The sequence below is a fragment of the Streptomyces sp. NPDC055400 genome, assembly GCF_053644375.1.
The window spans coordinates 338,545-362,659 of the sequence record NZ_JBSHLM010000011.1 but is presented as its reverse complement, the minus strand read 5'-3'; the positions used below and the strand labels follow the sequence as shown (position 1 = coordinate 362,659).

3 protein-coding genes are annotated in these 24,115 nt (G+C 75.5%); all 3 read left to right on the top strand.

Annotation, left to right across the window (positions count from 1 at the left end):
• Positions 1-5: 5 nt before the first annotated feature.
• The 3 genes from ACWIGU_RS28575 to ACWIGU_RS28565 are packed head-to-tail and all read left to right on the top strand — an operon-like array spanning position 6 to position 24,068.
• Complete coding sequence (locus ACWIGU_RS28575) at positions 6-2,009, top strand: alpha-ketoacid dehydrogenase subunit alpha/beta (RefSeq protein ID WP_454404566.1); 2,004 nt, start codon at positions 6-8, stop codon at positions 2,007-2,009.
• A gap of 22 nt (positions 2,010-2,031) precedes the next feature.
• The gene (locus ACWIGU_RS28570) at positions 2,032-16,896 is read left to right on the top strand and encodes an amino acid adenylation domain-containing protein (RefSeq protein WP_454404565.1); all 14,865 of its coding nucleotides are present in this window, start codon (positions 2,032-2,034) and stop codon (positions 16,894-16,896) included.
• Positions 16,893-24,068, top strand: a complete 7,176-nt coding sequence (locus ACWIGU_RS28565; protein WP_454404564.1) for a beta-ketoacyl synthase N-terminal-like domain-containing protein — start codon at positions 16,893-16,895, stop codon at positions 24,066-24,068. The genes ACWIGU_RS28570 and ACWIGU_RS28565 overlap by 4 nt, the downstream gene beginning before the upstream one ends.
• Positions 24,069-24,115 lie beyond the last annotated feature (47 nt).

Genomic DNA, 24,115 nt, shown 5'->3' with positions numbered 1-24,115 from the left:
TGGCTGTGAAGAATCGGACGAAGGAATCGCGGCCATCGGGGATACCCGCGCAGCGGCGGGCTGACTTCCTCGAACTGATGCTGCTCTCCCGGGAATGCGACCGCAGATCGGGCATCGTGCTGCGTCAGGGAGAGGCCTGGTTCCATATTTCCTCCGCAGGTCACGAGGGTCTGGCCGCGCTCTGTGAGCTGTTGGATCCGCAGGATCTGATCTTTCCCCACTACCGCGACCGCACTGTTCTCATGGCCCGCGGAATGGATACCGAGGGTCAGGCGCGCGATCTGATGGCCAAGGCCGGATCGCATTCGGCGGGGCGCAATATGAGCGCCCACTTCGGCCACCGTCCGGGAAATGTCTTCTCGATCGCGAGCCCGACCGGAAGCCAGTGCCTGCCCGCCGTGGGAGCCGCCTGGGCCGCCCAGCTGATGGGCCGTGAGCAAACGGTCGTCTGCTCCATCGGCGACGCCTCCACCCGGCAGGGCGAGTTCTTCGAGGCCGTCGCCTTCGCGGTGGAGCGGCGGCTGCCCGTCGTCTTCCTCGTCTCCGACAACGGCTACGGGATCTCCACGCCGACCGAGCACATGTCGCCGCACGCGCTCGGCCTGCTGCCCCAGGAGCGCACGACCGTGGTCGACGGCGCCGATCCCGACGCCCTGCACGCCGCCTCCCGCGAAGCGCTGAGCGCCGTGCGGGGCGGCGAAGGGCCCGTCGTGCTGTGGTGCCACCTCGACCGGCTCGACCCCCACACGTCCTCCGACGACCACCGCGTCTACCGCAGCAGCGAGGACCTCGCCGGCCTGCGCGACCCGGTGGAGATCTTCACCGCACGGCTGCTCGCGGACGGCACCGTCGACGAGGCATGGCTCAAGCGCACGCGAGCCCGGCACGCCGACGAGGTCGAAGCGGTCTTCGCGCGGGTCGCCGCCGAGCCGGCCGCGGATCCGAAGCTGATCATGGAGCACCTGTTCGCGCCGGCGGGCGAGACGGCGCACCCCGCGGGACAGGAACCGGCCGCAGGACCGCTCACCGAGCCGTGCGGCGGAACGATGGTGTCCGCCGTCAACCGGGCCCTGGCGACCGGCCTGGAACGCCACCCCGAACTCGTCCTGTTCGGCGAGGACATCGACGATCCCAAGGGCGGCGTCTTCGGCTTCACCAAGGGGCTCGGCAAGCTTGCGGGCGAGCGCATGACCAACGCGCCGCTCGCCGAGGCCACCATCGTCGGCGCCGCCGTCGGGCTCGCCGCCGCCGGCCTGCGGCCCGTCGTGGAGCTCCAGTTCATCGACTTCGCCGGACCCGCCTTCAACCAGCTCGCCGCCCAGCTCACCACGCTGCGCTGGCGCACGGTCTCCGCATGGCAGTGCCCCGTCGTCATCTACGCGCCCTGGGGCGGCTATCTGCCGGGCGGCGGAATCTGGCACAGCCAGAGCAACGAGAGCCTGTTCACCCACCTGCCCGGACTGCGCGTCGTCGTCCCCTCCACCCCCGAGGACACCGAGGCCGCCTTCCTGGAGTCGTTCACCGCACCCGATCCGACGTTGATCCTGCTGCCCAAGCACCTGATGCGGCAGCGCAGGGAGCCGGCCGGGCGGCCCGCACCCGCGCTCGGCGCCCGCACGCTGCGTACCGGCGACGACGTCACGGTCGTCAGCTGGGGCAACGGGACCGAACTCGCCCTCGACGCCGCCGGGAGCCTCGCCGCCGACGGCGTCGAGGCCGACGTCATCGACCTGCGCTGGCTGGTGCCGCTCGACCGCAGGACCGTCGCCGCCTCCGTGCGCCGCACCGGGCGCCTGGTCGTGGTGCAGGAGGACAACCGTACGAGCAGCTTCGGCGCCGGACTGATCACCGAACTCCTCTCGTCCGACGACGAGTTCTACTCGCTGCTCGCCCCGCCGCGCCTGGTGAGCCGCGAGGACGTGCACGTCCCGTTCCACCCCGACCTGGAGCGCGCCGTGCTGCCCGCCGCGGACGACGTGGTCGCGGCCGTCCGTTCCGTTCTGGCCTGACCGCATGGAGAAGGAAGCGCAGATGACCACGGAGTCGGTGCTGTCCGTTCCGCGCCTCGGCGAGGGGATCGTCGAGGTCCGCATCGTCCGGTTCCTCAAGCAACCGGGCGACGCGGTCGCCAAGGACGAGGTCGTCTACGAGATGGAGCACGACAAGGCGGCCGTCGAGATCGAGTCCCCGGTGGCCGGGATCCTGGACGCCTGGCTGGTCCGGGAGGGGGACACCGTTGCGATCGGCGGAGCCGTCGGCCGGATCGCCCCGGACCGCGAGACGGCCGGGACCGCACCGCAGACCGCGGCGGCATCGCGGACCGCGGCGGCATCGCGGACCGCGGCCGCCGAGCGCGCGCCCGGCGCGTCCGTACAGGGCGCACCCGGGCGGGAGTCCGCCCCGACCCGCCGCATCCCGCCCCGCACCCGCGCCCACGCCCGGCGCCTCGGCATCGACGAGGCACTGCTGCCGGACGTTCCCGCGGCGGGCACGAGCCTGATGCCCGCCGATCTGCAACGGTACGTCGCCCAGCGGCGGGAGAGCGGCACGGACGCCGGCGCGGACGTCGCTGCGGTCGGCCCACCCGGCGCCAGCGGCCCGTCGGCGCCGGAGCCGGTCACCGGCTTCACCGACGTCACCCAGTCGATCCGGCAGCGCGCCCTGAACCGGGCCATGCTCGGCGCCCGCGACCAGGTCGTTCCCGCGGTCGTCTCCGCCCTCGTCGCCGAGGACACGCTGCAGCGGGCCCTGCGGGAACACCGTGGCGCTCGCTTCTCGACCGTCTTCCAGGCCTTCGCCCGGGTCGCGGCCCGCTGCGCGGCGGCGCCCGGCGCGGCGCGGCTGCGCTCGCGGCGGCTCGACGAGAGCGCGCTGCGCGTGTACGAGCACGTGGACCTCGGGATCGCCGTGGCCACCGACGACGGGGACCTCACCGTCGCGGTGGTGCGCGGCGCCGACGAGGTCACGGCCGAGGACTTCGACGCGCGGTACGCGCAGGCCGTGGAAGAGGCACTCGACGGGCGGTCGCAGGCCGACGGCCGGGTCACGCTGATGCTCTCCCACCTGGGGGACCGGGGGCCGACGCTGGCGGTGCCGGTGGTCGTGCCGCCGGCGGTGGCGACCCTGTTCCTCGGCGCGGTCGAGGGGACGGGCCAGGGCGCGGTGCGCAGGATGGTGCTCGCGTTCGACCACACGGTGCTCAACGGGCGCGACGCGTCCGCCTACCTGGACGCTGTGCGGCAATCCCTGGAGGCAGAGGCAGAGGCAGAGGCAGAGGCAGAGGCAGAGGCGGCAGGGCGGCGCGCGGCGCGGGCCGCCGAGCCCGCCGTCGGCGCCACGAGAGGCCCGGTGGCGGGCACCCCGCGGGCGGCTCCCGACGCGCTGGAGCGGCTCGTCGCCCTGGCGTCCGACGTCCTCGGGCATCCGGCGGACCCCGGCCGCCCGCTCGGTGAGCAGGGTCTTGACTCCGCCCGTGCCCTGCGCCTGATCCGCGAGACCCGTGCCGCCTTCGGCGTGCAGCTGCCGGCGACCGCCGTCTGGCGTCACCCGACGCTGACGGAGCTGGCGGCGCTGCTGCCCGGACCACCGCAGGACGAAGGGGCGGTACCCGCCGAAGGGGCCGCGCCCGCCCCCGTACCCGCCGGGGCCACGGACGCACGGCCGGGACATGCCGATGCCGACGACGTCGCTGTCATCGGCATGTCCTGCAAGGTGCCGGGGGCGGACGACGCCGAGGCCTTCTGGCAGCTGCTGAGCCGGGGGGAGTGCCGGATCCAGGCGGTGGCGGCCGGACGGTTCGCGGGGGAGGTGCCCGCCGGGTTCCGCGCGGGGCTCCTCGACCGCATCGACCTGTTCGACGCGCCCTTCTTCGAAGTGACACCCCGTCAGGCCGCCTCCATGGATCCCCAGCAGCGCGCCCTGCTCGAACTCAGCTGGCACGCTCTGGAACACGCCGGACTCGCCCCCGACACCCTCGCGGGCACGCCCGTCGGGGTGTACGCCGCCGCCTGCAGTTACGACTACCGCGAGCAGCTCGTGGAACGCGCCGCGTCGGCCGACGGGTACGCCACCACCGGCACGTTCCCCGCGTTCCTCGCCAACCGCGTCTCCCACCTGTACGACTTCACCGGGCCCAGCATCACCGTCGACACCGCCTGCTCCGGCGCGCTCACCGCGCTCGCCCTCGCCCAGGCCGCGGTGCGCTCCGGCGAATGCGAGGTCGCCCTCGCCGGTGCCGCCAACCTCCTCAGCAACGGATTCAACGCCCGCGCCTACCGCAGGGCGGGCATGCTCTCGCCCGAGGGCGGCAGCCGGATCTTCGACGCGGACGCCGACGGGTTCGTCCGGGGCGAGGGCGCGGGCTGGCTCGTGCTCAAGTCGCTGCGCCGCGCCGTCGCGGACGGCGACCCCGTGCTCGCCGTCATCCGCGGCAGCGCCGTCAACCACGGCGGCCGGGCCGCCGCGCTGACCGCGCCCAACCCCCGTGCCCAGAGCGGGCTGATCCGCACCGCGCTCGGCCGGGCCGGACTGCGCGCCGCCGATCTCGGGTTCCTCGAGGCGCACGGCACCGGCACGCCGCTCGGCGATCCGATCGAGCTGGATGCCTTCCGGGAGGTCCTCGAGGCGGAGCCGCAGGGCATGCCCGCGCGCGCCGGAGGGCCGAAGGGCCGGATCTGGGTCGGCTCCGCCAAGGCCAACATCGGGCATCTGGAAGGCGCTTCGGGCCTGGTCGGCGTCGTCAAGGCGGTGCAGGTCCTGCGCCACGGGCTGATACCGGGCATGCCCGGCTTCACGCGTCTCAACCCGCACATCGAACTGGACGGGACCCCGGTCCGGGTCGCCGCGCAGCCCGTGCCGTGGCCCGCGCGCACCGGCGGCGCGCCCCGCCGCGCGGCCGTCAGCGCGTTCGGGTTCGGCGGCAGCAACGCCCATGTGGTCCTGGAGGAGGCACCGGACCTGCCCCGCGAACACGCCGTCGGCGACGGGCCGTTCGCCGTGCCGCTGTCGGCCGCTACGCCCGGTTCGCTGACCCGGCTGGCCGCCCGCACGGCCGAGCTGGCCGCCTCGCCCGCCTCGCCCGCCCTGGACGAGCTTGCCTGGACGCTCCAGTCCGGCCGCCGTCACCTGCCGCACCGCGCCCTCTTCGTCGTCGCCGATCTGGCCGAACTCGCCCGCTCGGCAAGGGAGTTCGCCGAGCACGGCACGCAGGAGCAGCCCGCTGACCCCTGGCTGCGCGACTGGCTCGGCGGAGCCGACACCACGGTCGGGGACTGGGCCTCGCGTCTGCCCGCGGGGCCCCGCCCGCGCCGCGTACCGCTGGTGCCGTACCCCTTCGAACGCCACTCCTACTGGCTGCCGGGCGCTGCGGCCCCTGAGTTCTCTGAGCCCTCTGCGTCCTCTGTGTCCTCCGGGCGCGGGAGCAGCAGCGGCTACGTCATCGAGGACGGGCATTCGCTGGCCGAGCACCGCGTCGGCGGGCGGACCACCTTGCCCGGAGCCGCACTGATCGACGCGCTCGCGGACGGCGGACCCGTCGCGCTGGGGCAACTGCGTTTCCAGCGGCCCGTACCCGTGCCCGAAGGCGGCAGCGTGCGTCTGGTACGCAGCGCCGAGGAGACGGACGGCACCGTGCGTCTCGCCGTCGAGCACGAGGGTGTGGTCGTCGCCCGCGCCGTCGCGGCGACCGACTCTCCGGCACCGGTGCCGGCCACGGACGTCGCGGAACCGGGCAGCCCGGAGCAGGCCGCCGATCCCGGCGCCTTTCTCGAGCGCAACGGGATCGAGGTCGGGCCGGTCTACCGCGTGGTGCACGACGTGCGCCGACGCGACGGACAGGCCGTCGCCCGGATCGTCGCCCCCGCCGCCACCGACCCGCGCACCCAGCGCGTGGCGTGGCTGGACGCGGCGCTGCAGACCTCGTGCGTCCTGACGGACGGCTCCGCCTCCCGCGTCGCGGCGGCCGCCGACCACGTCCAATGGTCCGGAGTGGTCCCGGACACGGCGGAACTGACGGTCCGCCGCACCGCCCAGGGCGCCACGTACACCGTCGTGGACCTGGCCGCGGTCGCCGACGGCAGGACCGTACTGCGGGTTACGGGCCTGCGGCTGCACGCCACCGGGACGGCTGCCTCCGCGGCGCCCGCCGCCGGCGCCGACGTCCCGCCCGAGAAGGCGCCCGCCGACGCGCCCGCCGTCCGTGTGCTCGTGCCCGAGTGGTGCGCGGAGCCCTCGGGCACCACCCGGCCGGACACCGCGCGGCTCGACGGGCTCGTGCTCGTCCACGATGCGGCCGGGCTCCACCGCGCCGAAGGCCTCGGCGCCCGGACCGTGCGGAGCGACTCTGCCGGCCTCGCGCAGGCGGTGCGGGGGGCCGGCCACGTCGCTCTTCTCGTGGACGGCTCCGGGTGGAGCGAGGACACGGCCGGGATCCGCCGGCTGCGCGAATGGCTCGCGGCCCTGCTGACCGTGGCCCGTACGCTCGAAGCGGCCGGCCGTCCCGCCCGCGTCACCCTCGTCACGACCGGCCTCACCGACCCGGACGGCGGCGCCCCCTCGCCCGGCGCGTCGCTCCAGGGCGCCCTGCTCGGCGCCGTTCGCACGCTGCCCCGGGAGATCGAGGGCGTCAGCGCCGCAGCCGTCGACCTCGACGCCGCCGCCACACCCGCCCAGGTCGCCGCGGCCCTGACCGAACCCTGCGCCCAGGCCGTACCGCTCATCGCCCTGCGCGGCACGCGGCGCCTGCGTCAGGTCTACACGGACCGCCCCGAGCCCGCCCCCGCCGCCACCGGCGACGCGTTCACCGACGGCGGGACCTACGTCCTGTTCGGCGGATCCGGAGGCATCGGCGCCGAGGTGGCCCGCCACCTCGCACGGCGTTACGGCGCCCGGCTGCTGCTCGTCGGGCGCTCGGCCGCCGACGACCGCACCCGTGCCCTGCTCGACGGCCTCGCGGCCCTCGGCGGGACCGCCCGGTACCTGAGCGCCGACGTCACCGAACCGGCCGCCGTGGAGCGCACCCTGGCCGCGTGCCGGGCCGCGTTCGGTGAGCCGGACGGCATCGTGCACAGCGTCGGCTCGATCAGCCCGGCCCGCCTCGCCGAACTCACCCCGGCCGACCTCGACCAGGTCCTCGCGACCAAGGTGACCGCGGTCCTGGCGCTGCGCCGCGCCCTGCGCACCCGCCCGGACGGCCGGCCCGCCGCGCTCGTCCTGTTCTCCTCCGCCGCCGGGCTCTTCGGCAGCGTCGGCGGCCTCAACTACGCCGCCGCCAACGCGTTCCTCGACCACTACGCCACCGCCGTCGACGGGGACGCGCACCTCGCCGTACGCACCTTCGACTGGGGGCTGTGGCACGGCACCGGGCTCGCCCGCCGGTACACCGCGCACGTCAAGCGTGAATATCCCGGGATCACCGAATTCGTACCGGAAAGGGGAGTGGCCGCCTTGGAAGCGGGCATGTCCGGCAACCGACCGCAGTCCCTCGTGCTCGGCGGTGATCCCGAGCCGCTGCGCCCGCTCACCGCGCGCCCGGCACCCGACGACCCGGCCCCGCAGGCGCAGGACGCCGCGCACCGGCTGGATCGCTACGCCCGTGCCGCACTCGCCCACCGGATGACCGCACTCGGCCTGCCTCCCGCGCTCGCCGCCCGGCCCGACGTCGACACGGAGGCGGCGGCCGCACTGCTCGCGGCCGTACCCGGGCACCGCAGGCTCATCGCCGCGATCCTCGAACTCCTGGCGCAGTACGCCGAGTCCGCACGGCCCGTGCCCGCGGGGCCCGAACTGGCCCGCACCCGCGACTCGCTGCTGGCCGACCACCCCGACCTCGCCGGGCACCTGACGCTGCTCGACCGGACCCTGGAGTCGTACGGTCCCGTCCTGCGCGGCGAACTGCCCGTCACCGCCGTCCTGTTCCCCGGCGGCGACCTGAGCGGCGTCACCGCCGTCTACAGCGGCAACCAGCTCTTCGACCCGGTCAACTCCGCCGCCGCGGCGGCCCTCGGCGACGCCGCAGCCGCGCTCGCCGCACCGCGTGTCCTGGAGATCGGCGCGGGCGTCGGCGGCACCACCGCGTCGGCGCTGGCCGCGCTCGACGCCCGCGGTGTGCGCGTCGCCGACTACGCGTACACCGACGTCTCCCCGGCCTTCCTCCAGCACGGGCGCCGCCGCTTCGGCGACCGCGTACGACCGTGCCTCCTCGACATCGAGAAGAGTCCCGAGACCCAGGGCTTCGCACCCGGCGCCGTCGACCTCGTCGTGGCGAGCAACGTGATCCACGCGACCCGCGACCTGTCCCGCACCCTCGCCCACATCGAGCAACTGCTCGCCCCCGGCGGCCGGTTGCTGCTGGTCGAGATGGTCGTCCCGGCCGCGGTCTACACCCTGACCTTCGGTCTGACGGACGGCTGGTGGGGCTATGTCGACACGGACCGGCGCCTGCCCCACGGCCCCCTCCTCGACGTGCCCCGCTGGCGGTCTTTGCTTCAGGAGCACGGATGGAGCCTCGCCGAGGTGGACCATCTGCGCGACGCGCCGGGATGCGTGGCCCTGCTGACCTGCCGGCCGCCCGCCGCCACGGCCACTGCCACCGATGACCCGGCAGCGGCCGACGCCACGGTCTTGGAGATCGCCGAGGGGCTGCGGGCCATCGTGCGCGACCTGCTCGGCGGCTCCGACGCCGAGGTGCCCGGCTATCTGCCCTGGCAGGAGCTGGGCGTGGACTCGCTGCTCAACATGGAGCTCGTCGAGGCGGTGTCCCGCAGGTACGGACCGGTCGCCGCGACCGCGCTGTTCGAGCACCGGACCGTCGACCAGCTGGCCCAGATGCTGGCCGAACGTGGCGCGGCGCTGCCGACCGCCGCACCGGCCGCCTCCGTCGCCCGGCCGGCGCCCGCCGTCGAGGAGGACCCTTCCTTCCTGGAGCGCGTCCTGCGGCTCGTCGGCGAACTCACCGTCCGGGACCCCGCACTGCTCGACGCGGACACCGACTTTCCCTCCCTCGGCGTGGACTCGCTCCTCAACGAGGAATTCTGCGAGCGGCTGCGCGGCATGTTCCCCGAGCACAGCGTCGCGGCGACCCTGCTCTTCGAGCACCCGACGCCCAGGGCGCTCGCGCGCCATCTTGCACCGGCCCGTCCCGCCGCGCCCGCACCCACCGCGTCCCCCCGGCCCGCACCCCTGCACAGCGAGCCGGCCGTACGCCCCGCCACGCAGCCGCGGGCCGCCGGGGCGGCGCCCGTCCCCGCGCGCCGCAGCCGCGACACCGGCGCACCCGCCGTCGCCGTCGTCGGGATCGCCGGGCGCTATCCCGGCGCCCAGGACCTCGACGCCTTCTGGGAGCTGCTGAACGCCGGGCACACCCCCGTACGCGAGGTGCCCGCCGAGCGCTGGGACTGGCGCACCGCGCGCACCACCGGCGGCGGCTACGCCCGCTGGGGCTGCTTCGTCGACGGGATCGACGCGTTCGACCCCTCGATGTTCCGCATCACCCCCCGCGACGCGGCCCTGATGGACCCGCAGGAGCGGCTGTTCCTGGAGATCGCCAAGGAAGCCTTCGAGAACGCCGGTTACGCCCGGCGCACCCTCGCGGGCACCCAGGGCGGCCCCCGCGTCGGGGTGTTCGCCGGGGTCACCGCCAACAGTCATCTGCTCACCCAGCGCGACGCCCGTGCCGCGGGCGCCGACAACCCCGAGTACGCCGTCACGGCCGCCGCGTCCGTCGCCAACCGGGTGTCGCACGTCTTCGACCTCAGCGGCCCGAGCCTCACGGTCGACACGATGTGCTCGTCGTCGCTGACCGCCCTGCACCTGGCCTGCCGGGCCCTGGAGAACGACGACGCCGACCTGGCACTCGCCGGAGGCGTCAACCTCTACCTGCACCCCGACCGGTTCACCGGCCTGTGCGCGCTCGGCATGCCCTCGCGCGGCGAGCACACCCGGGCCTTCGGCGCGGGCGGCGACGGCTTCGTGCCCGGAGAGGGCGCGGGCGCCGTCGTCCTCAAGCGCCTGGACCGGGCCGAGGCGGACGGCGACACGATCCACGCGGTGATCCGCGGCACCGGACTCAACCACGGTGGCGGCAGCGGCGGTTACACCGTTCCCAATCCGCGCGCCCAGGCCGCCCTCATCGGCGCCACGCTGCGCCGCGCCGGGGTCTCCCCGGCCGCCGTCGGCTATCTCGAGGCGCACGGCACCGGCACCGAACTCGGCGACCCCATCGAACTGCGCGCCCTGACCCTGGCCTTCGAGGAGGCGGGGGCCCGCGGCCCGCTGCGCGTCGGCTCGGTCAAGTCCAACATCGGGCATGCCGAGGCCGCCGCCGGTATCGCCGGACTCACCAAGACCATCCTCCAGCTGCGGCGCGCGCGCTTCGTGCCGACCCTGCACGCCGAGCGGCCCAACCCGAAGCTCGGCCTCGACGGCACCGCACTGCGCATCCAGACCGCCGCCGAGCCCTGGGACGGCACGGGAGTCCCGCGCTGCGCGGCCGTCAGCTCCTTCGGCGCGGGCGGCGCCAACGCCCATGTCGTCCTGGAGGAGTACGACGCGGGACCGGCGACGCCACAGCCCTTTGGCCCCGTCCTGATACCGGTCGCGGCGCCGGACGCCGACCGGCTGGCCGGCACGGCCCGCGCGCTCGCCGGCGCCGTCGAAGGACTCGCCCTCGCCGACATCGCCCACACCCTGCACACGGGCCGGGACCACGGGCCGCACCGGGCCGCCGTGACCGCCCACGACCAGGCCGAACTGCGCGCCGCGCTGCACGCGCTGGCCGAGGGGACCTCTCACCCGGCCCTCGTGACGGACCCGGCGCCGCCCGAGGCCGACGCGGCCGCCCGCGCCTGGGTCACCGACGGCACGTACACGGGCCCGGCCGCCGGGCGGCGCGTGCCGCTGCCGGGCACGCCGCTCGCCCGCGTGCGCTGCGCCCTGCCCGAGACCTCCTCGTCCCCGATGCCGCTCGCCGACACGGTGACCGTGCCCGCCTCCCGGACCGTGACCGCGCGCCTGGGCGGCGCGTCGCGCTGGGTCGCCGACCACGTGGTGGACGGTGAGCTGGTGCTGCCTGGGGCCTTCCACCCCGAGCTGGTGCACGAGGCGCTGCTCGGCGCGGGCGGCAACCCGTACCGCACCGTGCTGCGCGACCTGGTCTGGCCGCAGCCGGCCACCGGGCTGCCGATGACGGTCACCACCGTCCTCGAGGAGCCCGACGTACGGGGCGCGCGGCGCTTCTCCACGTCCGTCGCGGACGCCGTCGTCGCCCAGGGCTGGGCCGAGCCCGCGCCCGGACCCGAGGCGGCGGGCCCGGTGCGGCCGGTCCTGGTCTACCGGATCGCGGACCTCGACACCCACCTGGGCGGCGGCCAGGAGGACTTCTACCGGTCCTTCGCGGCGCACGGCTTCGCGTACGGACCGCTGTACCGCACCGTGCGGCGCGCCGCCGTCCACGGCGACGAGGTCACCGCCGAGCTGCGGCTCGCCGAAGGTGAGGACCCGGACGGGCGCCACGTGCTGCACCCGGCGCTGTTCGACGGGGCCTGCCAGAGTGCCGCGTATCTGCTCCTCACCGAGGAGACCGGGACCCGGCGCACCCTGCGGCCGCTGGCCGTGGACCGGTTGACGGTCCATCAGCCCGCCACCGGCCGCGCCTATGTGCACGCCCGCCGGGTACGGCGCGACGACGCGGCCGGGATCCATGTCTTCGACCTGAACATCATCGATCCGGACAGCGGCGACGTGCTCGTCGACGTGGCGGGCTTCCGCATCCGCGTCGACGCCGGCGAGCAGTCGGCCACGCCGCGGCCGGCGGCCACGGACACGGGCGACGGCGCGGCGGACGGCGTACCGGTGGCCGGATACCGCCTCGACTGGCGGCCGGCCCCGGTCGGCGACGACGCACCCCCCGGCCCGCAGGGGCCGCTGTGGGTCATCGGGGACGCGGTGCCCCGGTGGGGCGCACAGGCCGCCGCCACCCTGACGTCGGGGGAGGCCGGCGACGAGCAGGTCCTCGCGGCCACGGCCGAACGCACCGGGACACCGGGCGTGGTCCTCGTCGACCTCACCCGGGGCCCGGCCGCGGACGCACTCGGCTGCGCCCCGCTGACCCAGGACGGCGCTACTGCGCAGTGGTCCAGGTTCGCGAGCGGTGCGCTGGCCATCGTGTTCGCACTGCTGCGGGCGTTCGTCCGCAGCCGGGCCCTGGACGGGGCCCGGATCCTGCTGGTGACCCGGGCCGAGGAGAACGGCGACGTCGCGCCGCTGGTGCACGCGCTGCACAGCCTGGCGCGGACCGTCGCCGGCGAGACCGGCCGCTTCGCGCTGCGTCTGGCCACCCTCGACGTCCACGGCGGCGACCACCCCGACCACGCGGACACCGAGGCCCTGGTGGCCGAGGCGATGCGCGCCGCCGGGGGCGTCGACTGGGTGCGGCTGGGCCCGCAGGGGCGCCGGGTGTCGGTGCTCACTCCCCTCGCGGCCACAGACACAGCTGCCACAGACACGGCTGCCACGGACACGGCCACGGCGGGCACCGTGCTCGACCCCCAGGGGACCTACCTGGTCACCGGCGGGCTCGGCGGACTCGGCCGGCATGTCGCCGCCGATGTCCTGGCGCGCGCGCCGGGGGCACGGCTGGTGCTGGTGGGGCGTTCGGAACCGGACGAGGCGGCGCTGGAGGAACTGAGCCGGAACGGCTCGGTCACCTACCGGCGCTGCGACGTCGGTGACGCGGGCGATGTCGCCGCGCTGGCGCGGTGGCTGGAGCGGGAGGGCGTACGGCTTCGCGGTGTCGTCCACACGGCGGGGGTGCTGCGCGACGGATTCCTGCGCGGCAAGACGGCCGAGGCTGTGCAGGAGGTGTGCCGCGCCAAGGTCCTCGGCGCGCTCCGCCTGGACGCGGCGCTCGCCGGACACCCGCTGGACTTCTTCGTCCTGGCCTCGTCCCTCGCCGCACTGGTGGGCAACCAGGGCCAGTCGGACTACGCCTTCGCCAACGGCTTCCTCGACGGCTTCGCCGCCTGCCGCACGGCGTCGGGGCGGCCGGGCCGCACCCTGTCCATCGGCTGGCCGGTCCTCGCGGACGCGGGCATGGCCCCGGAGCCGGACACACTGACCTACCTGGCCGGTACGTACGGCCTGCGCCCGGTCGCCACCCGTACCGCCCTGCGCTCGGTGTGGCCCCTGCTCGACCCGGCGAAGGACGCCCCGACGCCGTACGCGGCGCTGGTGGCGGGCGACTTCGACGTGTGGGACCGGGCCCTCGAGGTCCGCCACGACGCGCCTGACGTCCCCGCCCGGACCGCCGAAACGCCTGCCGCGCGGGAGCCGGTGTCCTCCAGGGCGCCCGTCGCCGTGCCGCCCGTGGACGGACTCCCGCAGGCCGCCCTGCGCTGGATCACCGGGCGGGTCGCGCACACCGTGGGCAGGAGCGCCGGCGAACTCGACCCCGGGACACCGCTTTCCGACTACGGAGTCGATTCCATCGCCCTGATGCGCCTGTGCCGGATCCTGGAGGACGACCTCGGCCGGGTGCCCCTGACCCTGCTCCTGGACAGCACCGGCCTCCGAGATCTGACGGAACGTCTGCTCGACGCGCGCGGGGCCCAGTTGGCGGCCGCCGTCGAGGCGGCCGGGTTCGCTCCGGCCGCCGGGACCGGCGCCCGCGCCGAACACGCCGCCGCCGCACCTGCCCCGGCTGAACCCGCCCCCGCCCCTGTCCTTCCCGACACGTTTCCGGCGGCTCTGCCCGACCGCCTCCTCGGCATGTGGGCCGCGGACCAGTCGGCCGCGCCGCACGCCCCGTACAACATCTCGCTGTCCTGGCGGCTGCCCGCGGGCGCGGACCGCGAGGCCGTGCGTGGCGCCGTCGCCGAACTGGTGCGGCGCCATCCCGTGCTGGGGTGCTCGGTGCGCACCCACAACGGGAACCCCGCCTTCGTGCCCGCCCGGGACACGCCCGCGCTCGTCACCCGGATCGTCGACGAGGACTCCCTGGAGCGCGCCGTCACCGAGGAGGCCGACCGCCGGCTGCGGACCTCGTCCGAACCCCTGCTGCGGGCCGTTCTCTGGGAGGTCGCCGGGGACCGCCCCGTCCTGCAGCTGACCACCCATCACATCGTCGTGGACGGCCGCTCGGCAGACCTGCTGCGCCGTGACGTCGCCGCGCTGTACACGGCGCTCGCCCGCGGCGGACCGGCCGGCCTCCCCGAGGCCGGTTCGTTCGCCGGGGCACTGCGCCGCGAACGCGACACCGCGGCGGCCGCCGAGTGGGCCGAGGCCGAACAGCACTGGAGTACGCGGCTGGCCGGCGGCACGCCCGCGGGTGTGCTCTTCCCCGGGGGCGGAGAGGGGGCCGGCGCGGCCGGTGCCCACCGCGAGTACGGCCTGCCCGGCAGCCTGTCCGATGCGCTCGGCGACATCGCACGCGCCGCCGGAGTGCCCCGGTTCACCGCGCTGCTCGGCGCGTTCGCCGTGGCCCTCGCGCGGGCCACAGGGCACCGCTCGATGCTGATGGCCGTACCCACGTACGGGCGCGGCTCCGACAGCGACGAGGCCACCGTCGGCTGCTTCGTCAACACCGTGCCGCTGCGCGTCGACCTCGACCCCGGACTCCCGCTCACCACCTGGCTCCAGGGCCTCAGCCAGACCGTGCGCGAAGCCCTCGGGCACGCCGCGCTGCCCTACCCGCGGTTCGCCGCGCTGTGCCGCGCCGCGCACGGCGACGCCGGCGTGCCGAGCGTCACCCTCGCCTACCAGAACTGGGAGCGCGGCACCGAGGCGGCCGACGACGGATGGGAGCCGGTGCACCGGCGCGGCCAGCGCGGCCACTTCGACCTCGGCCTCGAGGTCACCGACACCCCCGAGGGCGTCGAGATCCTCGCCAACCACCGCACCGCGGTCCTCGACGGCGCCGCCGTCGACCGCTTCGTCGACGACCTGCGCCGCACCACCGTCGAACTGGCGCGCAACACCCGCTCAGCCGTCGGTGACCTGCTCGACCCGGCCGCCGGCACCCTCGTGGCGCGCTTCGCCGCCAGCGCCCGGCGCTGCCAGGACGCGACCGCCGTCGAGGACCACCACGAGAGCCTCACCTACGCCGAACTCGACGCACTCTCCGACGCCGTCGCACGCCGGGTCGACGCCACCGCCGCGCCGGGCGAGCCCGTCGCCGTCCTCATGCACCGCTCCGCGCGGCTGCCCGCCGTACTCCTCGGCATCCTCAAGAGCGGACGCCCGTACGTACCGCTGGACGACTCCTACCCGAGCGAGCGCCTCGCGATGGTCGTCGAGGGCGCCGGCTGCGAGGTCGCCCTCGCCGACCGGGACCTGACCTGGCTGCTGCCGCAGCGGCTGCGGATCGTCGACCCGCGGGACATCCGGGCCGGCACCGACGCGCCCACGGGCACACCGGGCACGCCCGCCGCGCCCACCGACCTCGCGTACCTGATGTTCACCTCCGGCAGTACGGGCAGGCCCAAGGGCGTCGGAGTCACGCACGGCAACGTCGTCCACACCCTGGACGCCATCGCGGCGAGGGTCGGCATCGACGAGCGGTCGCCCGGCAGGCTCCTCGCCGTCACCACCGTCTGCTTCGACATCTCGGTCCTGGAGCTGTTCCTGCCGCTCCTCGTCGGCGGCACCGTCGTCGTCGCCGAACGCGCGGACGTCGTCGACGCCCGGCGCATGGCCCGCCTGCTCGACACCCGCGAGATCACCGCCATGCAGGCCACCCCGGCCGGCTGGCAACTGCTCGTCGACGGCGGCTGGAGCGGGGCGCCCGGACTGACCGCGCTGTGCGGCGGCGAGGCCCTGCCGGGCAACCTCGCCACCGCCCTCGTCGAACGCACCGCCAGCCTCTGGAACGTCTACGGCCCCACCGAGGCGACCATCTGGTCCACCATCGCGCGCGTCACGCACACGGGCCCGGTGCACCTGGGCGAGCCGATCGGCGCGACGGAACTGGTCCTCACCGAGGTCGACGGCCACCGTCCCCCCGCACCGGGGGAGCCGGGCGAACTGTGGATCGGCGGGGCGGGCGTCGCCCAGGGCTACTGGCAGCGGCCCGACCTGACCGCCGAGCGCTTCACCGCTCACCCGGTCCGCGCGGTCGGCGGCGGACGCTGGTTCCGCACCGGCGACCTGGTGCGCCGCGACGAGGAAGGGCGGCTGCTCTTCCTCGGCCGGGCCGACAGCCAGGTCAAGATCCGCGGCCACCGGGTCGAACTGGGCGAGATCGAGGCGGTGCTGGGCGCGCACCCCGCGCTCGCCCGCGCCGTCCTCGCCGTACACGGCGAAGGCCCCTCGGCCAGGCTCCTCGTGATCGCCGTGCCCCGGACCGGCGAGAGTCTGCCGAGCCTCGGCGAACTGCGCGACTTCGCCTCGTCGACGCTGCCGCCGTGGATGCTCCCCGACCGCCTCGTGGCGGCGGAGGGACTGCCTCTGACGCCCAACGGCAAGGTCGACCGCAAGGAAGCCGTACGGCTGGCCGCGCAGGGCGCCCTGCCGCAGCCGGGGGCCGGGAAGGACCCGCAGGCGCACACCGGACGCACCGGCGCGCCGACCGCCGCGAGCACGGCGGACCTGCGGCACGAAGTCCTCGCCCTGTGGGGCGAGTTGCTGGAGATCGACGACGTCCCGAGCGACCGGAGGTTCTTCGACATCGGCGGGAACTCACTGCTCCTCGGGCGGCTGTTCGCACGGCTCGACGAGGCCTATCCGGACACCGGCATCGAGCTGGCCGACCTGTTCGCCCGGCCCACCGTCGACGACATCGCGGGCCTGCTCGCCGAACGCCTCGCCCCCGCCCGGAAGGGCCCCGTCGCGGCCGCGGCCACCGCACCCGTCCGACCCTCCCGCCGTGAGCTGCGGCGCGCGTTCCGACTCGGAGACGATCGATGACCCACGACGACCCCGGAATCGACCCCAACGCCATCGCTGTCGTAGGCATGGCCTGCCGATTCGGGCCCGCGACCTCCGTCGGCCGGCTCTGGGAGCTGCTCGAGGAGGGAAAGACCGGTATCCGCCGCTACACCGAGGCCGAACTCATGGGCCTCGGGCACGACCGCGCCACCGTGGCCCGCGAGGAGTTCGTCCCCGCCGGAGTCGTCCTTGAGGACGCGGACGCCTTCGACGCCGAGTTCTTCGGATACAGCGCCCAGCACGCCGAGTGGCTCGACCCGCAGCAGCGCCTGCTCCTGGAGGTCGCCTGGCACGGCCTGGAGGACGCGGGCTTCGCCCCCGACCGCACCGGGCTGCGCACCGCCGCCTACGTCTCCGTCGGCCAGCCCACGCAGCCGCCCGTCGGCATCACCGACCTCGACGCGGCCGGCATGATCCGGTTCTCCTCCTCCGACAAGGACTTCGCGGCCACCCGCGTCTCCTACAAACTCGGCCTCACCGGCCCCAGCCTCACCGTGCAGACCGCCTGCTCCAGCGGACTCGTCGGCGTGCACCTGGCCGCCGAGAGCCTGCTCGGCCAGGAGTGCGACCTGGCCGTCGTGGCGGCGGCGTCCCTGCACTTCCCGCAGGCCGGATACCTGGCCGCGCCCGGCATGATCCTCTCGCCGACCGGTGAGTGCCGCCCCTTCGACGACACCGCCGACGGCACCGTCTTCGGCAACGGCGGCGGCGCCCTGGTGCTGCGCCGCCTCGCCGACGCGGTGCGCGACGGCGACCCGGTCCGCGCCGTGCTGCGCGGCAGCGCCGTCAACAACGACGGCAGCCGCAAGATGGACTACCACGCGCCGTCCCCCGAAGGGCAGGAGGCCGTGATCCGCGAGGCCCTGGCCGTCGCGGGCACCGACCCGCACTCGGTCGGCTACCTGGAGACCCACGGCACCGGCACCCCGCTCGGCGATCCCGTCGAATTCGCCGCCCTGGAACGGGTCTACGGAGGAGAGCGCCCGCACCCGGCCGCCGTCGGCTCCGTCAAGGCGGTGCTCGGTCACCTCAACACCGCCGCCGGCATCGCGGGCGTCGCCAAGGCCGTACTGGCGCTGGAGAACGCGGCCGTGCCGGTCCAGGCCCCCTTCCGCGAGCCCAACCGCGCGCTGCGCGGCGCCGGCGGCCTGCGCGTCGCCGAACGGGGCGTCGTGGAGGGCGGCTGGCCCGTCCCGCACGGGCCCCGGCGCGCCGCCGTCAGCTCCTTCGGCATCGGCGGCACCAACGCCCACGTCATCCTCGAACAGGCCCCGCCCCTGGCCGAGCCGGCGCCCGACGCCGGCGCCGGGGGCGGCGTGCGCTGGACCGTGCTGTCCGCCCACACCGAGACCGCGCTGCGCGAGCTCGCCGGTGACCTCGCCGACGCCGTGGCCGGACGGTCCCTCGCCGATGTGGCGCACACCCTGCGCACGGGCCGCAGCCGGCGCCGCATCCGAGCGGTGCTCGGCGCCGCCACCGTCACCGAACTGTCCCGGCAACTGAGGGAGTTGGCGGCAGGCGGGCCTCTGGTCCCCGACGCCGCGCCCGACGGCTACCGGGCCTGGGCGGCAGGTGAGGGCGACCTGCCGGAACAGGACGCGGCAGGGGCGCGGCGCGTGCGGCTTCCCGGCTATCCCTTCGCCCGTACCGTCTGGCCCCGGCCCGGCGCCGCTCCGGCCCGCACCGTGCGCCCCGCGGACCCGGTCGCCGCCGACCACGTCGTGGCGGGCCGGCCGGTGCTGCCCGCCGCCGCCCAGCTCGACCTGGCCCTGACCGCCGCCCGGCGCTCCGAACCCGCCACGGCCGGCCTCGCCGACGTCGCCTTCCACCGGCCGGTGGAGGTCACCGGCCCCGTGACGCTGCGCGCCGTCGTCGACGGCGACGCCGTACGCGTCCTGTCCGACACCGCACACGCCGAGGCACGCCTGCTCGCCGGGCCGCCGGCCGCCCCGGAGCGCCTCGACCCGGCCGCACTGCGCACCGCCTACCCCGACTCCGCCGAACCGGCCGATCTGTACCGCTACTTCGCCGACCATGGAGTCGTCTACGGCCCCGCCTTCCAGGTGCTGCGCGAACTGCGGCACGGCAGCGAGGGCGCGCTGGCACGCGTCGTGGCGAACGGCCCGTCCGGCGGCGACACCCTGTGCCCGTACGTCCTCGACGGCGCCCTGCAGACGGTCATCGGGTGCGTGCTGCGCGAGGACCTGGGAGGCGAGACGTTCATCCCGTTCGCCGTCGACACACTCACCCTGCACGCGCCGCTGCCGCGCGAGGCATGGGTACGGGTCCGCCCGGTCCGGCTCGCCGGCGGCGGGCGCCGGGTGCGCAAGTACGACGTGACCGTCACCGGTGCCGACGGCACAGCGGTGCTCACGCTGGCCGGTCTGGCACTGCGCCCGGTCCCGCGCGACGCCGCGCAGCCGACCTCCGCCGTCCCCGGACTCCCGTCCGGTGTGCACCTCTTCGCCCCGGCGACCGTCCCCTTCGACGGCGCCCCCGGCGGTGAACCCGCCCCCCTCGTCGTCATCGGCGACGCCCCCCTGGCCGGTGCGGCCGTGCGCCTTGCCGACCCCGAGGACGCCGAGCGCGCCGCCGCCCTCGGCGACGAACTGGTCGCGCGGCTCGGCGAGGACCCCCGGCCGCCCGTCGTGGTGTGGCCGCTCGCCGGGTCCGACGCCGGATCCGCGCCCGACGCCCTGCGCGTGCTCGCCCTGCTGAAGGCCCTGCTGCGCCCCCTGTCCCGGCGCGGCGCCCGGATCGTCGTGCCCTTCCCCGCCGGCACACTCGACGACGCCGCCGCCGTCACCGGCCACGGCATCGCCGCGCTGGGCCGTTCGCTCGCCGGGGAGAACCCGCGCTTCGAACTGACCGCAGTGGCCCTCGGCGCGGAGGCCGGCCCCGACGCCCTCGCGTCCGCCGTGCGCGCCGCCGTCGCCCAGGCGCCCGCGGCGCGATGGCTCGGCGTGGCCCGCGACAGCACGCTCACCACCTCCGTCCTGCGCCACTGCGACGCTCCCGCCCCCGGCCGCGCCCCGTTCCGCACGGGCGGGCGCTACTGGATCAACGGCATGGGCGGCCTCGCCGCGCAGCTCGCCCGCCACCTGATCGACACCCGCGCGGCGCACGTCGTCCTCACCGGCCGCTCCGCCGCCGAGGGCGAGCGCGGCGCCGAGATCGCCCACCTCGCCGAACGCGCCGCACGCAGCGGTGGATCGGTGACCTATCACCGCCTGGACAGCGCCGACCCGGCCGCGGTGCGCGCCCTCGCGCACCGGCTGAACGCCGAGGGCCCCGTCCACGGTGTCGTGCACTGCGCGGGCGTGCTGCGCGACGCGTACGTGCTGCGCAAGGACATCGACGACGCCGCCGCGGTGACGGCGGCCAAGCTGACCGCGGCCACCGCGCTCGACGCGGCCACCGCCGACTGGGAACTCGACTTCTTCGCGGTCTACTCGTCGGTCTCCGGGGCCCTCGGCAGCCCCGGCCAGGCCGACTACGCGTTCGCCAACGCGGCCGTGGACGAGTTCGTCACCCGCCGGTCCCGCCTCGTCAAGTCCGCCTCTCGCACGGGCCGTTCGCTCTCCGTGAGCTGGCCGTACTGGGCCGACGGCGGGATGCGGACCGGCCCCGACGCCGAGCAGGTGCTCGACGGGCTCGGGATGCGTCCGATGCCGTCCGCGACCGGGATCACCGTCCTCGAGGCGCTGCTCGGCGCCCCCGAACGCGACGGCGAAGTAAGCGCACCCGTCGTGCTGTACGGGGATCTGGACCGGCTGCGCGAGGCGTTCCCGCGGCTCACCCAGGATCCGGTTCCCGCACCTGACCCGACGCCGACTGCGACCCCGACCACACCGGCGGAGCAGGCCGCCCCCGTCCCCCGGTCCGCGCCGGCCGCCGGCCTGCTCGAGGAGCGGCTGCGCGCCGTCGTCGCCGAGGCCACCCGCACCCCCGTCGACCAGGTGTGGCCCGACCGGCCCTTCGACGACCTCGGCATCGACTCCCTGCTCGCCATCCGCGTCGTCGAACTCCTGGAGTCCGACTTCGGACGGCTCTCCAAGACGCTCCTGTTCGAGTGCCGCACGGTCGCCGAACTCGCCGAGCACCTCGTCGAGGAGTTCCCCGAGCGGTGCGCCGGTCTCATCGGCCCCACCGAGCCGGCCGGCGTGCCGGTCACCGAGGATCATCCGCCCGCCTCGTCGACCGCGCTCCTCGACGTGAGCCTGCGCGGCGCGAGGGGGGACCAGGACGCCCGGCCCGGCGCCCCCGATCCGCACGCCGGCATCGATCCCCGCGCGGTCGCCATCATCGGTGTCGCCGGACGCTTCCCCGAGGCGGACGGCCTCGACGAGCTGTGGGCCAACCTCCTCGCGGGGCGCGACAGCATCACCGAGGTGCCGCGCGAACGCTGGGACGCCGAGGCCCTGTACGACACGGACAAGACCCGCGTGGACCGCACCTACACCAAGTGGGGCGGCTTCGTGCGGGGCGTGGAGAACTTCGACGCACCGCTGTTCAGCATCTCTCCGCGCGAGGCGGGCACCGTCGACCCGCAGGCCCGCCTCTTCCTCGAGTCCTGCTGGGCCGCCCTCGACGACGCCGGGTACACCCCGGACACGCTCGTCACCGCCGACGACCCGGTGCACCGCAAGGACGTCGGAGTGTTCGTGGGCGCCATGTACGGCGAGTACCAGTTGCACGAGGCCGAGGAGCGGCTGCGCGGCAACCACGTGCTCGCCAACAGCGCCTACTGGTCCATCGCCAACCGTGTCTCGTACTACTTCGACTTCCAGGGGCCGTCCACCGCCGTCGACACCGCCTGCTCCTCCGCGCTCACCGCGATCCACCTCGCGGTCGAGTCGCTGCGCGCCGGCAGCTCGAAGGTGGCCATAGCGGGCGGCGTCAACGTACTGATCCACCCCAACAAGTACTTCATGCTCGGACAGGGCCGGTTCGCCGCGAGCGACGGGCGCTGCCGCAGCTTCGGCGCGGGCGGCGACGGCTACGTACCCGGCGAGGGCGTCGGGGCGTTCGTCCTCAAGCCGCTCGCCGACGCGGTGCGCGACGGCGACCACATCCACGGCGTGATCCGGGGAACGTCCGCGAACCACGGCGGCCGGACCAACGGCTACACCGTGCCCAACCCGCGCGCCCAGGCCGACCTGGTCACCAAGGCGCTGCGCGACGCGGGCCTGACCGCCGACGGCCTGGACTACGTCGAAGCTCACGGCACCGGCACCTCGCTCGGCGACCCCATCGAGATCCGCGGCCTGGCCTCGGCGTTCGCACGGGACGGCGTGAAGGGCGCGGGCGACCTGCCCATCGGCTCCGTGAAGTCGAACGTCGGACACCTCGAATCGGCAGCCGGCGCGGTCGCCCTCGCCAAGGTGCTGCTCCAGATGCGGCACCGCACCCTCGTGCCCTCGCTGCACGCGACCCCCGCGAACCCCGAGATCGACTTCGACGGCGTGCCGTTCACGGTCCAGCAGGGCGTCGCGCCCTGGACCACCCGCGACGGCACCGACCGGCCGCTGCGCGCGGGCATCAGCTCGTTCGGTGCCGGCGGCGGCAACGCCCACATCGTCGTCGAGGGTCCGCCGCCGCGGGCACCGCGCGCCCCCGAACAGCCCAGGCCCGTCGTGGTGTTCCTGTCCGCCCGCACCGACGAGGCGCTGGCGGCGTACGCCGCGGCGCTGCGCGACGACCTGACCGCGGCGGGGGAGCGGGGCACGCAGACACCGCTCGCCGACGTCGCGTACACCTTCGCGGCAGGCCGCGCCGACCTGGAACGCAGGGCTGCCGTGGCGGCCGGGTCGATGCCGGAACTGCTGTCCGGCCTGGAGGCGGTCGCGGCGGGCCGCCCCCGGCCGTGGCGGCGCACCGAGGTCACCGCCGACGACCCCGTACGGGTGTGGCTCGACGGAGGCCGGATCGACCGGGTCGTGGTGTCGGCCGCGGGAGCGCAGGCACGGCGTGCGCCGCTGCCGCACTACCCCTTCGAACGCGTCCGCTGCTGGTACGACCTGCAGATCGAGCGGCTGCACCGGCAGGGCCAGGGCACGGCCGGTGCCGAACCGGCCCTGGAGCGCGGCCACTTGCGTGACTTCGGCCGCGAGAACCGGGCCGCGCCCGCTTCCCGCCCGCAGCCGTCAGCGGCCCCCACGCCCGAGCCCACGCCTGAGCCCACGCCCGAGCCCGCGCCCGGGCCCACGCCCGCTGTCCCGTCCCTGCCGCAGCCGGTGCCCGCGAAGAACACGACCACTCCGACTCCACAGGAGACGTCCTCCATGACTCGTGACCGCAAGATCTCCCTCCGGCCGCTGGACACGGCTCCGGCTCCCGCACCCGTTCCGGCTCCCGCTCCCGTACGGGCGCCCGCCCCCGCCGCCGCGGCTCCCGCTCCGGTCGCTCCACCGCACGACGGTGCGCATCAGGACCGGGTCGCCGAGGAGGTCGGTGAGGTTCTCGCCGGGGTGCTCTACATGGACCCGGCCGACCTCGACCCGGAGCAGACGTTCCAGACGCTCGGCGTCGACTCGATCCTCAGCGTGGAGTTCGTGGCGCTGGTCAACGCCCGGTTCGGCACCGACATCAAGGCCACCGAGCTGTACGACCACCCCACGCCGAGCACCTTCGCCCGCCAGGTCGCCGCCAGGGCCGCGGGGGACAAGCCGGTCAAGCCCGCCGCACAGCAGGCCGTCCCCGCCCCGCCCGCCCGGCCGCAGCCGGCGCAGGCCCCCGCCCCGAAGGCGGCCCCCGCCGACGACGACCGCGGCGCCGCCGTCCTGGAGACCCTGCGCGAGCAGCTCGCCGAGACCCTGTACTGCGACGTCTGGGACATCGACGTCCACGCCACCTTCAACACCCTGGGCCTCGACTCGATCCTCGGCGTCGAGTTCGTCGCGTTCCTCAACAACGCGTACGGCCTCGACGAGAAGGCCGGGGTGCTCTACGACCACCCGAGCCTGACGGCCCTCGCCGCGCACATCGCCGCCCGCGGCGCCGCACCCGCCCCGGCCACGACCGCCCCGGCCACGACCGGCGCCGCCGCCGGGCAGATCAGCGCCGCCGACCTGGACGCCCTGCTCGGCGCCGTACGCGACAACCGGCTCACCGTCGAGCAGGCCCTCGCCCTCCTGCCCCAGCACTCCTGAGCACCCCGCACTCCTGAGCACCCGCCTTCCTGAGCACCCGAAAGGAC

What these genes read in the sequence shown, in the direction of transcription:
- ACWIGU_RS28565 (WP_454404564.1), top strand. Translation starts at nt 16,893, where the DNA reads ATGACCCACGACGACCCCGGAATCGACCCCAACGCCATCGCTGTCGTA.
- ACWIGU_RS28570 (WP_454404565.1), top strand. Translation starts at nt 2,032, where the DNA reads ATGACCACGGAGTCGGTGCTGTCCGTTCCGCGCCTCGGCGAGGGGATC.